Below are 12360 nucleotides of genomic sequence, written 5' to 3' on the forward strand. Positions count from 1 at the left end.
ATGGCCGTTCAGACCACGTATTCTGACAAGATGGCGGCGGCCTTCAATGGCATGATCGCCAACGAGGAGCCGAGCGTCCTGATCTCTCGCACCGTCGAGACTTCGGGCGGCGTCGGCTTCGGTATCCCTGTCATCCAGGGCTCTACCGACGATGGCTGCGACGAGGTTGCGGCCTCGACCGACGCTGTGATCGGCATCACCTGCCGCGACCAGTCCGTGAACCCGGCTGCCGCTGACACCTTCGGCGAAGGCGCATCTGCCCTGCTGATGCGTTCTGGCGTCATCTGGGTGACCGTAACGGATGCTGGCGGCGTTGCCGCTGGAGATCCGGTCTGGGTCAAGGTTGCCGATGGCACCTTCTCGAACGCCGATGTCGGCACTGACGGCTCGCTGAAGCTGGCGGGTTGCCGCTGGGAAAGCTCGGCCGCCAACGGCGGCCTGGCGAAAATCCGTGTCAATCTCGACGTGCCCGCTGTGGCCGGCGCATCGTAAGGGGTAACCTCCAATGAACATGCACACTCAGTTCAATGATGCGATGCAGGCCAATCTCGGCTTTGTCGTCAAGCAGACCGCTCACATCGAGGCCGGCGTCTACGAGATCAAGTATCCCGATCTCGACTATGCGTCGCTGATCCCGGTCGATACGTCCGCGAACCCGTGGGTGACGAGCGTCACCTACTATTCGATGGATAAGGTCGGTGCGGCCAAGTGGATCAATGGCAATGGTAAGGATGTGCCGGTCGTCGGAACGTCCATGCAGCAGCACGAGACCGCCGTCTACACGGCCGGCATCGGCTATGACTACGGTTTCGAAGAGGTCAACCAGGCGCGCATGCTCGGCATGGCGCTTGAGGCCGAAAAGGCATCTGCCGCCCGCCGCGCCTATGAGCAGATGGTCTATGACATCGCGTTCACGGGCGATACCGAGAAGGGATGGAAGGGGCTGTTCAACTCAGCAGCTGTTACCGCCGCCTCGGTCGCCGCTGATGGCACCGGGTCTGCCACCGGATGGTCTACCAAGACCCCGGCTCAGATCCTTCGTGACGTGAACGACATGATCACGGGCATCCACACTGCGACCAAGACGAGCGGCCTGGCGGATACCCTTCTTCTGCCCTATACGTCGTTCAACGCGATCGCGTCTACGGCGCGCTCGGACAACTCCGACACGACCATTCTGGAGTTCCTCCAGCGTGCCAACGTGTTCACGGCCAACTCGGGGCGCCCGCTGACCATCCGAGGTCATCGTGGCCTGGAAACGGCCGGCGCGGCGAATGCCAAGCGCATGGTGGCCTACCGCCGCGATCCCTCGGTCCTGAAGCTGCACATTCCGATGCCGCACCAGTTCCTTCCGGTGCAGGTCGATGGCCTCCAGTTCACCGTTCCCGGCGTCTTCCGCCTGGGCGGCCTGGATATCCGTCTCCCCAAGGAAGTGCTGTACCGCGACGGCATCTGATCGAAAAGCGGGGCGGGTTTGCGCCCGTCCCGCACTCTGGAGGCTTCGCAATGGCGAATATCACCAATCACTACGAAAGCCCGCTGTCGATTGGCGGCGTGGAAATCCGGCCAGGCGCGACCGCTCGCGTTGAAAGCTGGGGCAAGATCAAGGATGCCGGCGTCTATCCGGCATGGCTGCGCGCTGGCGTGATCTCGGTTGAGGATGCCGACGCCCCCGCGGCTGCGTCCGTCGAAGATGACTTCCCTGCGCCGGAGCCGGAAGCAGATGAGCCGGAAGACAATGACGACCGTGACCAGATCATCGCCGATCTGGAAGAATTGGGCTTCAAGGTGGATAAGCGCCGATCGACGTTCGCCCTCAAGGCTGAACTCGATGCGGCAATCGAGGGCAAGGGCTGATGGCCTACAGCGCGCCGGATGCGGCAGCCCTCAAGGCTCGATATCCTGAATTCGGTTCGGTCGCTGACGCGCTGGTGACAGCCATGCTTGCCGATGCGTTCGTCGATGTCGATGCGACTTGGATTGAGGGCGACAGGGCGCGCGCGCAGATCGCTCTTGTGGCGCACTGGCTGGCAGCGGAGGGTGAGCCGCAGCGTTCTGCAACGATCGCTGCTGGCGGAACCTGGAACCCGAATTCTGCTCCGATGAAGCGGCGCCAGGTTGGCGACGTAATGACGGAATTCCAGAACGCCTCCGAGCGGTTTGGCTCGCAGTCCAATGCCGCTATGTCGAAGGAGGCATACGAAACATCGCCTTACGGACGCGAGTTTCTGAAGCTGCGCGCCCGGTCATTCCCGGCGATGATTGCCGTCTGATGCCGGCAACGCTGTCCGTTGTCCGCAAGACCTTCATCAAGGTTCCGTCGCACATTCGTGGGCCGAAGCATGTCAAGGTCGGGTTCCCGGCAGGCAAGGCCGGCGGGGACGTTGTGGCCCGGGCGATCTGGAACCACTACGGTACGCGCGGGGGCGGATGGGGCGGCCCGATACCGGCGCGCCCGTTTCTGTCGAACGCGATGCGCGACAACCGCAAGAAGTACGTTCAGGCAATGCTGGCCAGCGCATCGAAGCTGATGAGATCCAAGACCACTCTTGGCGCTGTGATGCCGAAACTCGGCATCCTGGCGCAGGGCGACATCCAGTCGGAAATCACAACGCTGAGCTCGCCGCCGAACAGCCCGGTAACGGTCGCACGCAAGGGCTCGAGCAATCCGCTGATCGATAGCGGCGAGATGCGTGGCGCGGTCACCTGGAAGGTCGAAGAATGATCGATGTTGCCCAGGCGATCGATGACGAAAGTGTCACGGTCACGCTCAAGACAAAGGCCGCCGGGTCTTACGACGCCGATGGCAAGTGGGTCGCCGGCGCTGACAGCGATCCGCTGACGATCTTCGCGGCCGTCTTCCCGATCGGGCAGAACGGAAAAAATCTGGAGGATATGCCGGAAGGCATCAGGGCCGAGGTTGATCGGATGATGTGGACGCGCGCCGCCATTTCCGTCGAAGACCGGGTGACTTTCGCCGGCAGAACGTGGCGGGTCATGCACGTCTGGGACCGCTCGACAGAAGGCGGCTTTTACCGCGGGGCGCTCGGAGGCGTGAAGTGACCAACGATGCCGTCCATTCCGCCCTTGTGCGATGGCTTGCCGGCATCACTGGTGTGATGGTCATTCGAGCGCATCAGTCTGGAGCACGGCCAGACCTGCCGTACCTGATGGTGGACCTGACGGACGTGGCGCCGTTGCGCAATCACGAGACGGCAATCGACTACCGGGGTACGGGAACGCCGAATGACGAGGGCGAAAACGAGATCGGTGCATCGCCGGTCCTGCCGACCGAATGGCGGTTCATAGTGAGTGCCTACGGCGACCAGCCGACAGATTTGCTGCGCCCGGTCCGATCCGCTCACATCCTTGGCCAGAAGACCGAGACGCTGCGCCCGGTCGTCATTGCCGAGATCGGCCGCGTCCAGGACGTGCCGGAGTGGATCGAGAACGAATGGGAGCAGCGCGCGGTCTGCTCCATCTTCGTGCACGGCCTGATCCGCGACGAATTCGTCATCGACGTGATCGACGAACAAACGCCTGAAATCTCCCAGGCAAACTGACTGCAATTGAAACCCTAGAAAGGAGCCACCCATGGCGGTGATCCCTTATTCGCGCGTAGTGGACGTGACCGTCACTCGCGCTGATAATTTTGTGGCGCGCCGGGGCTTTGGCGTGGCCCTTTTCCTCCAGTCAACGGCGAAGGCCGGCAAGGTCGATGCGTCGAACCGGACGAAGCTCTACGCCTCCATCGAAGAGGTCGCGGCTGACTGGGCGACGACCGATGAGGCTTACAAGGCCGCGCAGATCGCGTTCTCACAGAACCCGCGCCCAGTTGCCTTCAAGGTTGGCTACTACGATACCTCGACGGCGACCGATGCCGCCGGCATGACCTCGGAACTCAACGCCGTGCGCGATGCCGATCCGAACTGGTATTTCCTGACCGTCGAAGCCGATCTTCGCGATGACGCCACGCTGGTCCCGGCGATTGCCGCATGGGCGGAGGCGCGGACCTGCATCGCGATCATCGACAGCAACGACGCCAACATGAAGTACCCGGACGACGAGACGAATATCGCCTACACGCTCAAGCAAACTGGCTACGAGCGCACGGCGATCTTCTATCACGAGACCGTGGCTGAATACCCGTCCGTGGCGCTGGCGGCCGTGATCGGCACCTTCGTCCTCGATGACGACGAGAGCGCATACACCCCGGCCTTCAAAACGCTGGCTGGCATCACGCGCTCCAACATCACCAGCGCCGCGCTTCAGGCGGTTACCGGCTTCGTCCCGCAGCTTGGTCAGGACAAGGCGCAGGGCAACCTCGCGTCCGTCTATGTGGACATCGGCGGCCAGAACCACGTCCAGTTCGGTTCGGTCCTGGAGCAGAACACCTTCATCGATGAGGTGCATTTCGGCGACTGGCTGAAGGCCCGCACCGAGGAAGAGTTGTTCAACATCCTCAAGAACAACAAGCGCGTGTCCTTCGATGACCGCGGCATGGCGCTGTTGGCGTCTGGTGTCGAGGTCGTCATGAACCGGGCAATTGCTGCCGGCGCCATTGCCGCGGACTTCGATGATGTCACAGGCGAGTATTCGCCCGAGTACACGATGATCGTGCCGCGCGCCACGTCGGTCCCGGCCTCGCAGCGCAACGCCCGCGTGTCGCCGCCGATCCGCGTTTCCTTCCGCTATGCCGGCGCCGTGCACTACGCGCAGGCCGATTACACCATCACGAGCTAAGGAGCCTGACAGATGGCTGACATTACCACCTATTCTGCCAAGTCCGTCCAGGTCTCGCTCGACGGTCGCGACGTGCGCGGCCTGTGGGATGGCGACGATGTTGTGATGGTCGAGCGCAGTTCCGACCGCGGCACACCGGTTGTCGGCGCTGATGGCTCGACGATTTTCTCGACCAGTGCGGATGAAAGCGCGGTCATCACGCTCAAACTCCAGCACACCAGCCCGGCTCACGCCTATCTGAGGTCGCTGGAGCGGGCAATGACGGCCGGCCGGACTCGCAAGTTCCCGGTTTCGATCCGCGACACGGAAAGCGGGGAGGGCGGCTCGGCGGCCGAGTGCGTGATCCAGTCCGTGCCGTCCGTCAATTCCGGCTCGGCCAATGCGTCGGAGCGGGAGTGGAAGCTGTTCGCTGGTCGCTGGGCCTGGAGCGAGGTCGAGTACGAGGCGTGATCTATGGGAAGAGATCGATATACCCGTATTTGATCTCTTTCGCATAGCAGCGCAGTGCGACAACCGGCGAGCCAGTTGAATATTCGTCCATCGGCGAAAGGCTGACGAGTCGGGCATCACGAGAACTTCCCTTCGCGATGTTCCCCACGTTCCCGCTCAATGACCAGGTGAAGCCTTCCTTTTTTTTCGCCTTGCAGTCGAACTTCGCGGACAGCAGGTCAACGATTGGCGATGACACGGCGATGGTCGCGACCATGTAATCGCGGTCAACCGAAAGCCCCTTCATTTCGACATCAATCCCGGACGGAACCGCCATCTCGAAATCGGCTGCCGCGGCAGGCGTTGCGGTCGCTATGGCGATGAGAAAAGCGAAAAATCGCGTCAACAGGAACCTCCATGGCTGAAAAGACAATCGGCGCAGAAACCTACCGCACCCAACCGCTGCCAGCAAAGCGGGCCTTCGCCTTGTATGTGGATCTCATGCGCATGTTGTCCGATGGGGCTAACAGGTTCGTTCCACATGTTGCAGACCTCACGGGCGAGGATGCCGGTCCGATCGCTGAAGTGCTCAGCCTGGCAGCTATTGGCGACATGCTCCGCAACACGCCAACCATGACGCTAATTGATCTCCTGGAACGGATCGTGTCGGCCGCAGAAGTGCAGCGTCCCTCCGGCTACGCGCAGGTCAACATTGACGAGGAATTCACCGGCCGTCTCCCTGACGTGATCCCCCTTGCCGAATGGGTCCTGAAGGAGCAGTTCGGCGATTTTTTTCCCGTAAGCGCTCTGGCTATCGGCCTCCGCAAGGTCGTTCAGGTCTTAGCCAGCGCGAAATAGAGCGCATAGCGCCGAACGTCGATTTTTTCCTTTACCGCCCGGCCATGGCGCAGCCACCGCTCTGCTCATGGTTCGATTGCGAGAAACTGACCATCAACCAGCTTTTCGACATGCATGAAGTCCTCGATCTGAGGGCTGCGCAGCACGACAAAGCCATGGAAGAGGCGAGGCGCAGAAAATGACAATCGCTGAAGAACTCGTCGGCATCCTCGGCTTTCAGATCAAGGGCGAGGAAAACCTCAAGAAGTTCAAGCGCGGCATGGATGACGCTGCTGGGTCTGCCGAAAAGAGCACCCGCCGGACCCAGGCATTAACCCGCGGCGCGGCTGCGGCCGTGGCGGCGGGGGCAACTGCGGTGGTCGTCGCAACGAAATCGGCCGCCGACTTTGAGGAGACCCTTTTCGGCATCAAGAAGAAGAGCGGCGCCACAACCGAGGAAATGGCCAAGATCAAGAACGAAATTCTTGAACTCGGGCGCATCCTGCCTGCCACGCATGAAGACATCGCGGCTGCCTACGAGCGCGGTGCGGCCGCCGGCATATCATTTGATAAGCTGCGCGAGTTCGCGATCCTTTCGGTAAAGGTCAGTGACGCCTGGGACATGATGCCGGATAAGGTTGGCAACTCTTTTGCCGGGTTTGAGAAGGGCATGGGCATCCCGCTCGACAAGATGGAGAAGTTTGCAGACCTCATCAATTACCTGGCAGACAGCGGCATTTCCGACGAAAAAGATATCGTCAACTTCCTGGATCGCGTCGGGGCGTCAGCGAAAAACTTTGGGCTAGCACCGGAAGAGACCGCGGCGCTCGGTGCATCGCTCGTAAACCTCAAGATGCCGGCAGAAGTTGCCGCCAGGGCGATGGATACGCTGTTTGGAAAGCTGGCAGCGCCAGAGAACCTTTCCGACAAGTCTTATTCTGCGCTGGAGAAGATCGTCGGCGACCCGAAGGAGTTTAAGAAACTTCTCGGGCAAGACGCCCTTGGCGGCATCATGGAATTCCTCGGCAAGCTAGAAAAGATGTCCGGGCAGGAAAGGATATCCGCGCTCGGCGCCCTGATGGGCGAGGGGTTCGATGATGAAGTTGCCCGCCTGGTTGGCGGCGTCGGTGAACTGAGACGAAACCTTGATCTCATCAAGAACACGAAGGCCTTCGATGGAGCGATTTCGGCGCTTTCTGCCGAAAGAATGAAAATGTTCAACTCTCAGCTCAAGACCACAAAGAACCTTTTGAGCGAGACGACGAAGCTGCTCGGCGGCCTAACCCTTCCGACTGCAAACACTGGCCTGACGACGCTGAATGACAACATGCGGCGCGATACCGCCATTTGGGAAGGGCACAAGAAGCCGTGCCGAGGCTTCATGGCTGCCCTTCTGTGGGAGGCGATGCATTCGCGTGAGGAAAAAATGCGATTAGCCAGGGAGAACGGCTTTGTCGCAACGGGCGACAGCATTGGGACCGAAGCGCGAACCAATGCTCAGAAAGCCTACGAAATCCTCGGCCGTCGCCCGTCTCGGGTTCATACCCCGACGCCACGACCCGCACCGCATACTTGGATAGGTTCGTCCGCGCGCGAGGCCGAAGCGGCATCAATGAGGGCACTGCGGTCTGATCCAAACGGGATTGCAGATGCTATCGACGCGGCGCTGTCGCATGGCGCGGATGCTGCGGCGCGCAGCCTTGCAGATGGTGGCCGCCAGGCGGGGGATGCGGCGACGGCGGCAATGCAGGGGCAGGCCAACGCCATTGGCAATGCAATCGGGACTGCCGCCGCCGCGGCGATCTCCCAGGCTGGGGCAAACATCGCGTCCCAGGTGCGCTCCGCGGCGAACTCCGCGCGATCGTCCGGGCCTTCAAGCACCAACTCCGCGCCGTCGCAGTCGCGTGTCGCAGCTGAGCCCGCGTTCTGATGCCGATCCTGTTTTCCCGCGCCATCGGCCCAATCCCGGTTTCAGTCATTGAGACCGAGGCGCACGACAGCACAATCGAGATCACGAAGATCCCGATCGAGGATGGATCGTCCATCACCGATCACGCCTATCGCAACCCGAACCGCGTCACCCTTGACGTGACATCGGACGCAGCCGTCGCAACCTATGGCGCGCTGAAGGCATTGCAGGAAAGCCGTGAGCCGTTCGTGTTGATCACGGGCCTGTATGTCTACCGGAACATGCTGATCAAGGCGCTGTCGCCGGAGCGAAATTCATCGTTCTCATCGGTCTTTCGAGGCAAGGTGGTATTGCAGGAGGCAATCCTCGTTGGCACGACCTACGTGGCCGGCGCAGGCGCGAGCGGCATGGGGGCGCCCGGAGGGGTAATGAGCACGAGGGCCGCGGCGCCTGCCTTTGCCCGATCTGCTGGCCTGGAGGCGGCACGACGCGCAACGGCGATGGTCGCGCGCGGCGATAATCGAACCACGATCGTTGGCATCAACGCGGCATTCGCGGGGCTGTTATGATGCGCCAATTCACCATCATCGATGCCGCCGACCAGCGGTTTGACACGCTTATCAACGGCAAGCGGGTTTCGATCCGGCTTCGTTACAATGTCTCGACCGATCGATGGACGATGGACCTGGCCGTATCGTCAACACCAGTTCTAGAAGGGCGAAAGATTGTTCCTGGCGTCGATCTCCTCGGCGCGTTCGATCTCGGGCTCGGCATCATCTTTGTTTCCGGTGAGGCGGCGCCCCGGTACAGTGACCTGATCAATGGAACCGCGATCCTCTATCACGCCGACGACGCTGATGTGGCAGCCCTGAACGCGGCATGACGCAATATCTTCGCAAGGTCATTGCCGACTTCGGCGGCCTGGTTATCAACCAGCAGGGCGGGGACCAACTCAAGATCGGGTTCTCGATCTCCAAGGATGTCTCGTCGGCCACGAACGATGCGACGATTGAATTGTGGAACCTGACCGAGGGCCACCGCAACGTGGTTGGCAAGGAGTTCGATCACATTACGCTCGAGGCCGGCTACGAGAAGGCCAACAATATCGGCATTATCTTCGACGGTGATATTCGCGACGTGGAGCACCGCCGCGAAGGACCGGACATCATCACGAAGATCTCCTGCGGTGATGGCGATAAGGCGCTGCGCAAGGCCACAATTTCCAAGAGCTTCCCGAAAGACACACCGGTCAAGGATGTGATCGAGGAAGTGCAGAAGCAGCTTGAGAAATACGGCGTGCAGCGTGGCGAATGGAAGGGCGTTGATGATCTGCCAAAGCTGAAGCGACCGCTTGCACTATGCGGTGCCTGTCTGCGCGACATGAACATGATTGGCCGGTCGCACAACATCTATTGGTCCATCCAGAACGGGGCGACCGAAGTCATTCCAAGCGACGACGCGCTCGATCAAATCGTTTTCCTGTCACCGAAAACCGGCCTGATCGGCGTGCCGACCATCACCGACAACGGCGTAAAGTTCGAGGCGCTTCTCAACCCGGAAATACGGCCGAACCGAAAAGTGCAGATCGAAAGCCAGACGCTGGAGATGAACGGGGAGGGCGGCATCTACCGCGTCTCATCCGTCACCTATTCCGGTGACAACCGAGACGGCGATTTCAAGGTTGCCGGTCACGGCGAGGCTTACTCTGGCGGCAAGGTAGACGAAGGCAAGAAATGACCGGCTATCTTGGCAAGACGACCAACCGCAGCGGCGACATCCTGCGAACCTATCCGCGTGTCGAGCGGGAAAACACCTGGGGGCCGCTCAACGGCGAGGTTGTCGACTTCGACCCAGCCAAGCAGACCGCAACGGTTCGCCCGCTCTACAAGCCGATCCACGACGGCAAGAAGGTGGATATGCCTGACCTGTTGGAGGTGCCTGTGCGCTTTGCTCGCGCGGGCCACGGCGCCATGACATGGCCAATTCAGAAGGGCGAGAAAGTCAAGCTGATCCCGATGTTTCGCAGCACCGAGGAATATCACACCGGAGGCGACGACGAAGCCGGGAATTGGGCGCGATCCCATGATCTCTCCGACATGGAGGCTCACCTGGCCGGCGGCGAAAGCCTGAAGGACCCAATCCAGAACTTTGACGACGCTAACAGCCATTGGCGCTTCAACGAGCCGGGATCCTACGGCATTCGGGGCAGCAAGGATGGCAAGGTCGCCATCGAGGGGAACCAGGGCAACATCTACAAGCTCCTCGCTGATGTGGTCGAGTTGCTGTCGAATGACACGCTGGTCATCAAGTACGGTTCATCGGCCGGCAGCGGGCACCAGCTTGAGTTCAAGGAGCAGTACGCTGAGATCGCCGCGAAACTGCGGGCCATGCAGTTATGACCTTCTTCGCTCCATCGATCGATCCATCGACCAATGATCTGCACCTGGCCGCCGATGGCAATTTAGCGATGGTCACGGGTGCCGACGCAGTTGGCCAGCACGGTCGCCAGCGCATCAACACGTTTGAGGGCGAGTGGTTTCTCGACACGACGGCGGGGCTGCCGTGGCTGTCGGATATCCTGGGCCAGGCCTATGACCCGGAGTTGGCCGAAGCCATCGTCAAGGCCGAAATCCTGGACACTGCCGGCGTGACCGGCCTTTCCGCCTTCTCGATTTCCTTCAACAAGACCACGCGCGGCGTTCTGATCAAGGACATCGACGTGCTGACCACTGAAGGCGAGGTGACGCTGTGAGCGATTATGGCGTGAAGCCGACCGGATGGGCGCGCAAACCGTTGTCGGTGATCCTGGCAGAGACCGAAGCCGCGATGATTACCGAGTTCGGCCCTGACGTGATCCAGACCGCGCAGAGCCCGCTCGGGCAGATCAACGGGCTGTTCGCCAACCTGGCCGCGCAGGTCGAAGAACTGGCCGAGGATGTATACCACTCCTATGACCCGGATCAGGCTGAAGGATTGCGCCTCGATGCCCTGGCGCGCATTCGGCAGATCGCCCGCAACGGCCGCGGCGACCCGGCGATGCGTAAGGCGATCACCAATGAGGGCGTAGCCCGTGTCGATCTCGCCGACATCCTGGCGGCGGTTCGATCGGTCGATGGCGTCACCTATGCGGCCGTTTACACGAACGAGACCAATCTGCGCGATGACAACGGGCTTGACCCGGGATCGGTCGCCATCGTCGTGATCGGCGGGGACGATGAAGCCATCGCCTACGAGTTCCGCCAATTCATCGCCCCTGGCACCATCATGTTCGGCACAACCTATATCAGCACGACGCGAGATGGCTTGTGCCGCAGCATCGCCATCGTCCGCCCGATCGTAGTCCCGGTCGATCTTTCGATCTCGGTTCGGGTGCGCAAGGACATCAACGGGTGTCCCCCTCCGGCAACCGCTGACATTGGCGCCGCCTTCCTCGCCGATTGGGCGGAGAACAACGCCAATGGCAAGGACGTGAACGCTTACAACATCCGCGCGCTCGTGGAGGGCCGGTTCAGCAACGTGGAAGTCGTTTCTGTCTTGTCGTCGCGGGACAACAATCCGGAGACGGCATCGAGCGCCATCGCGTTCATCGAGATCTCCGAAATCTCCCAAGTCGAGATCACCGTCCTATGATCGCTGACTTCGAAATGGTCGAGCGCGAAGTGAACCGCGTGCTGACGCAGTACCGGGAAAGCCCGAAGCTGCTGCACATGATCCGGACCTACCTGCGCCACCTGGAGGCAATCGCCCAGCGCATCGAGGTCATCCCGGATGCATTCCATCTCAACACAGCCGTTGGCGACCAGTTGACCATCATCGGGAAGCGGATGGGCTGGCCGCGCTGCCACTGCGTCTGCAAGACGCAGCCGGTGTTCGGGTTCGAGTGCTACGGCGTCACGTCGCCCTACCAGATCGCAGGGTTCTGCGAAGAGAACTCGGACTGGATCGACTGCGCGCCGTCCGGCTATTCAGAACTTTGCATAAACGACGATGAGCTTTACCGAAAATTCTTGAAGGTTCGCGCCTACCAGGTGGATCGCCGCGTGGACATCGACGCTCTGGAATCCGCGGTGCAAATATTCTGGGGTGACACGGCGCGGGTTCTGTTCACCGACTTCCGAACCGTTGTCGTGGCGCCTGGTCGCGATTTGACCGTGGCCGAGCGGAACGTCCTCCAGCTTTACCCGCGGGTGCTGCCGATCGCCGTTGGCACCGTGGTTCGCTTTCACTTCGATCCGATGACCCGCGTGTTCGGGTTCGGCGATGGCTGGGGCGGCTTTTGCGATGATGTCTGGCCGGATGGCACGACGCTTGGCGACGAGTACGGCAACCAGATCACCGACAGCAATTGGACTTCCTTCCTGGTCGAAGGCGTCCAGCGCGATTCCCCGTGGATGTGCATGGAAGACGTGCGCCCATACGACTGCGCTTGAAGGAGCAAACCT

At 61.1% G+C, this 12360-nt stretch carries 19 protein-coding genes; 18 read left to right on the forward strand and 1 reads right to left on the reverse strand.

Going from position 1 to position 12360, the window contains the following annotated elements; translation table 11 throughout:
- From CSC94_RS12710 to CSC94_RS12750, 9 genes are read left to right on the forward strand one after another with little or no spacing between them, the layout of a single operon-like run.
- On the forward strand, positions 1-492 hold the full coding sequence (locus CSC94_RS12710) for a structural cement protein Gp24 (protein WP_099306728.1): 492 nt from the start codon (positions 1-3) through the stop codon (positions 490-492).
- Positions 493-505: 13 nt separating this feature from the next.
- Entirely contained in the window at positions 506-1456 is a 951-nt protein-coding gene (locus CSC94_RS12715) for a DUF2184 domain-containing protein (protein WP_205853304.1), read from the forward strand.
- Between the two features lie 50 nt (positions 1457-1506).
- Positions 1507-1857, forward strand: coding sequence for a hypothetical protein (locus CSC94_RS12720; RefSeq protein WP_099306729.1), 351 nt, complete (start codon positions 1507-1509; stop codon positions 1855-1857).
- Positions 1857-2273: a DUF4054 domain-containing protein gene (locus CSC94_RS12725; RefSeq protein WP_099306730.1), complete on the forward strand. Its 417-nt coding sequence runs from the start codon at positions 1857-1859 to the stop codon at positions 2271-2273. The genes CSC94_RS12720 and CSC94_RS12725 overlap by 1 nt, the downstream gene beginning before the upstream one ends.
- A complete protein-coding gene (locus tag CSC94_RS12730) occupies positions 2273-2725 on the forward strand; it encodes a hypothetical protein (RefSeq protein WP_099306731.1) in 453 nt (150 codons plus the stop codon). The genes CSC94_RS12725 and CSC94_RS12730 overlap by 1 nt, the downstream gene beginning before the upstream one ends.
- The gene (locus CSC94_RS12735) at positions 2722-3063 is read left to right on the forward strand and encodes a hypothetical protein (RefSeq protein ID WP_099306732.1); all 342 of its coding nucleotides are present in this window, start codon (positions 2722-2724) and stop codon (positions 3061-3063) included. The genes CSC94_RS12730 and CSC94_RS12735 overlap by 4 nt, the downstream gene beginning before the upstream one ends.
- Positions 3060-3563 (forward strand): phage neck terminator protein, encoded by a 504-nt coding sequence (locus CSC94_RS12740; protein ID WP_133122891.1) that lies wholly within the window; start codon positions 3060-3062, stop codon positions 3561-3563. The genes CSC94_RS12735 and CSC94_RS12740 overlap by 4 nt, the downstream gene beginning before the upstream one ends.
- A gap of 31 nt (positions 3564-3594) precedes the next feature.
- Positions 3595-4743: a DUF3383 family protein gene (locus CSC94_RS12745; RefSeq protein WP_099306734.1), complete on the forward strand. Its 1149-nt coding sequence runs from the start codon at positions 3595-3597 to the stop codon at positions 4741-4743.
- 12 nt (positions 4744-4755) lie between these two features.
- On the forward strand, positions 4756-5193 hold the full coding sequence (locus CSC94_RS12750) for a phage structural protein (protein WP_099306735.1): 438 nt from the start codon (positions 4756-4758) through the stop codon (positions 5191-5193).
- A 1-nt stretch (position 5194) separates the two neighbouring features.
- Here CSC94_RS12750 and CSC94_RS12755 read toward each other — a convergent pair whose 3' ends face one another.
- Positions 5195-5578, reverse strand: coding sequence for a hypothetical protein (locus CSC94_RS12755; protein ID WP_099306736.1), 384 nt, complete (start codon positions 5576-5578; stop codon positions 5195-5197).
- A gap of 11 nt (positions 5579-5589) precedes the next feature.
- Between CSC94_RS12755 and CSC94_RS12760 the strand changes: the two genes are divergently transcribed.
- The 9 genes from CSC94_RS12760 (at position 5590) to CSC94_RS12800 (ending at position 12348) form a co-directional block, all read left to right on the forward strand.
- The gene (locus tag CSC94_RS12760; RefSeq protein WP_099306737.1) at positions 5590-6030 is read left to right on the forward strand and encodes a phage tail assembly chaperone; all 441 of its coding nucleotides are present in this window, start codon (positions 5590-5592) and stop codon (positions 6028-6030) included.
- A 178-nt stretch (positions 6031-6208) separates the two neighbouring features.
- Complete coding sequence (locus CSC94_RS12765; protein WP_099306738.1) at positions 6209-7939, forward strand: phage tail tape measure protein; 1731 nt, start codon at positions 6209-6211, stop codon at positions 7937-7939.
- Positions 7939-8487: a phage baseplate protein gene (locus CSC94_RS12770; RefSeq protein WP_099306739.1), complete on the forward strand. Its 549-nt coding sequence runs from the start codon at positions 7939-7941 to the stop codon at positions 8485-8487. Before CSC94_RS12765 ends, CSC94_RS12770 begins: the two co-directional genes overlap by 1 nt.
- Positions 8487-8801: a phage baseplate plug family protein gene (locus tag CSC94_RS12775; protein ID WP_099306740.1), complete on the forward strand. Its 315-nt coding sequence runs from the start codon at positions 8487-8489 to the stop codon at positions 8799-8801. The genes CSC94_RS12770 and CSC94_RS12775 overlap by 1 nt, the downstream gene beginning before the upstream one ends.
- Positions 8798-9655 (forward strand): phage protein, encoded by an 858-nt coding sequence (locus tag CSC94_RS12780; RefSeq protein ID WP_099306741.1) that lies wholly within the window; start codon positions 8798-8800, stop codon positions 9653-9655. The genes CSC94_RS12775 and CSC94_RS12780 overlap by 4 nt, the downstream gene beginning before the upstream one ends.
- The gene (locus CSC94_RS12785; protein WP_099306742.1) at positions 9652-10317 is read left to right on the forward strand and encodes a Gp138 family membrane-puncturing spike protein; all 666 of its coding nucleotides are present in this window, start codon (positions 9652-9654) and stop codon (positions 10315-10317) included. Before CSC94_RS12780 ends, CSC94_RS12785 begins: the two co-directional genes overlap by 4 nt.
- Complete coding sequence (locus CSC94_RS12790) at positions 10314-10670, forward strand: contractile injection system sheath initiator (RefSeq protein ID WP_099306743.1); 357 nt, start codon at positions 10314-10316, stop codon at positions 10668-10670. Before CSC94_RS12785 ends, CSC94_RS12790 begins: the two co-directional genes overlap by 4 nt.
- A complete protein-coding gene (locus CSC94_RS12795) occupies positions 10667-11548 on the forward strand; it encodes a hypothetical protein (RefSeq protein WP_099306744.1) in 882 nt (293 codons plus the stop codon). Before CSC94_RS12790 ends, CSC94_RS12795 begins: the two co-directional genes overlap by 4 nt.
- The gene (locus tag CSC94_RS12800; protein WP_099306745.1) at positions 11545-12348 is read left to right on the forward strand and encodes a baseplate wedge 1 family protein; all 804 of its coding nucleotides are present in this window, start codon (positions 11545-11547) and stop codon (positions 12346-12348) included. The genes CSC94_RS12795 and CSC94_RS12800 overlap by 4 nt, the downstream gene beginning before the upstream one ends.
- Positions 12349-12360: the final 12 nt, after the last annotated feature.

It is taken from the genome of Zhengella mangrovi (assembly GCF_002727065.1).
Taxonomy (GTDB): domain Bacteria; phylum Pseudomonadota; class Alphaproteobacteria; order Rhizobiales; family Rhizobiaceae; genus Zhengella; species Zhengella mangrovi.

Bases quoted from the DNA above. Each gene is read 5' to 3' on its own strand.
- CSC94_RS12710 (WP_099306728.1), top strand. From the start codon at position 1: ATGGCCGTTCAGACCACGTATTCTGACAAGATGGCGGCGGCCTTCAAT.
- CSC94_RS12715 (WP_205853304.1), top strand. From the start codon at position 506: ATGAACATGCACACTCAGTTCAATGATGCGATGCAGGCCAATCTCGGC.
- CSC94_RS12720 (WP_099306729.1), top strand. From the start codon at position 1,507: ATGGCGAATATCACCAATCACTACGAAAGCCCGCTGTCGATTGGCGGC.
- CSC94_RS12725 (WP_099306730.1), top strand. From the start codon at position 1,857: ATGGCCTACAGCGCGCCGGATGCGGCAGCCCTCAAGGCTCGATATCCT.
- CSC94_RS12730 (WP_099306731.1), top strand. From the start codon at position 2,273: ATGCCGGCAACGCTGTCCGTTGTCCGCAAGACCTTCATCAAGGTTCCG.
- CSC94_RS12735 (WP_099306732.1), top strand. From the start codon at position 2,722: ATGATCGATGTTGCCCAGGCGATCGATGACGAAAGTGTCACGGTCACG.
- CSC94_RS12745 (WP_099306734.1), top strand. From the start codon at position 3,595: ATGGCGGTGATCCCTTATTCGCGCGTAGTGGACGTGACCGTCACTCGC.
- CSC94_RS12750 (WP_099306735.1), top strand. From the start codon at position 4,756: ATGGCTGACATTACCACCTATTCTGCCAAGTCCGTCCAGGTCTCGCTC.
- CSC94_RS12760 (WP_099306737.1), top strand. From the start codon at position 5,590: ATGGCTGAAAAGACAATCGGCGCAGAAACCTACCGCACCCAACCGCTG.
- CSC94_RS12765 (WP_099306738.1), top strand. From the start codon at position 6,209: ATGACAATCGCTGAAGAACTCGTCGGCATCCTCGGCTTTCAGATCAAG.
- CSC94_RS12770 (WP_099306739.1), top strand. From the start codon at position 7,939: ATGCCGATCCTGTTTTCCCGCGCCATCGGCCCAATCCCGGTTTCAGTC.
- CSC94_RS12775 (WP_099306740.1), top strand. From the start codon at position 8,487: ATGCGCCAATTCACCATCATCGATGCCGCCGACCAGCGGTTTGACACG.
- CSC94_RS12780 (WP_099306741.1), top strand. From the start codon at position 8,798: ATGACGCAATATCTTCGCAAGGTCATTGCCGACTTCGGCGGCCTGGTT.
- CSC94_RS12785 (WP_099306742.1), top strand. From the start codon at position 9,652: ATGACCGGCTATCTTGGCAAGACGACCAACCGCAGCGGCGACATCCTG.
- CSC94_RS12790 (WP_099306743.1), top strand. From the start codon at position 10,314: ATGACCTTCTTCGCTCCATCGATCGATCCATCGACCAATGATCTGCAC.
- CSC94_RS12800 (WP_099306745.1), top strand. From the start codon at position 11,545: ATGATCGCTGACTTCGAAATGGTCGAGCGCGAAGTGAACCGCGTGCTG.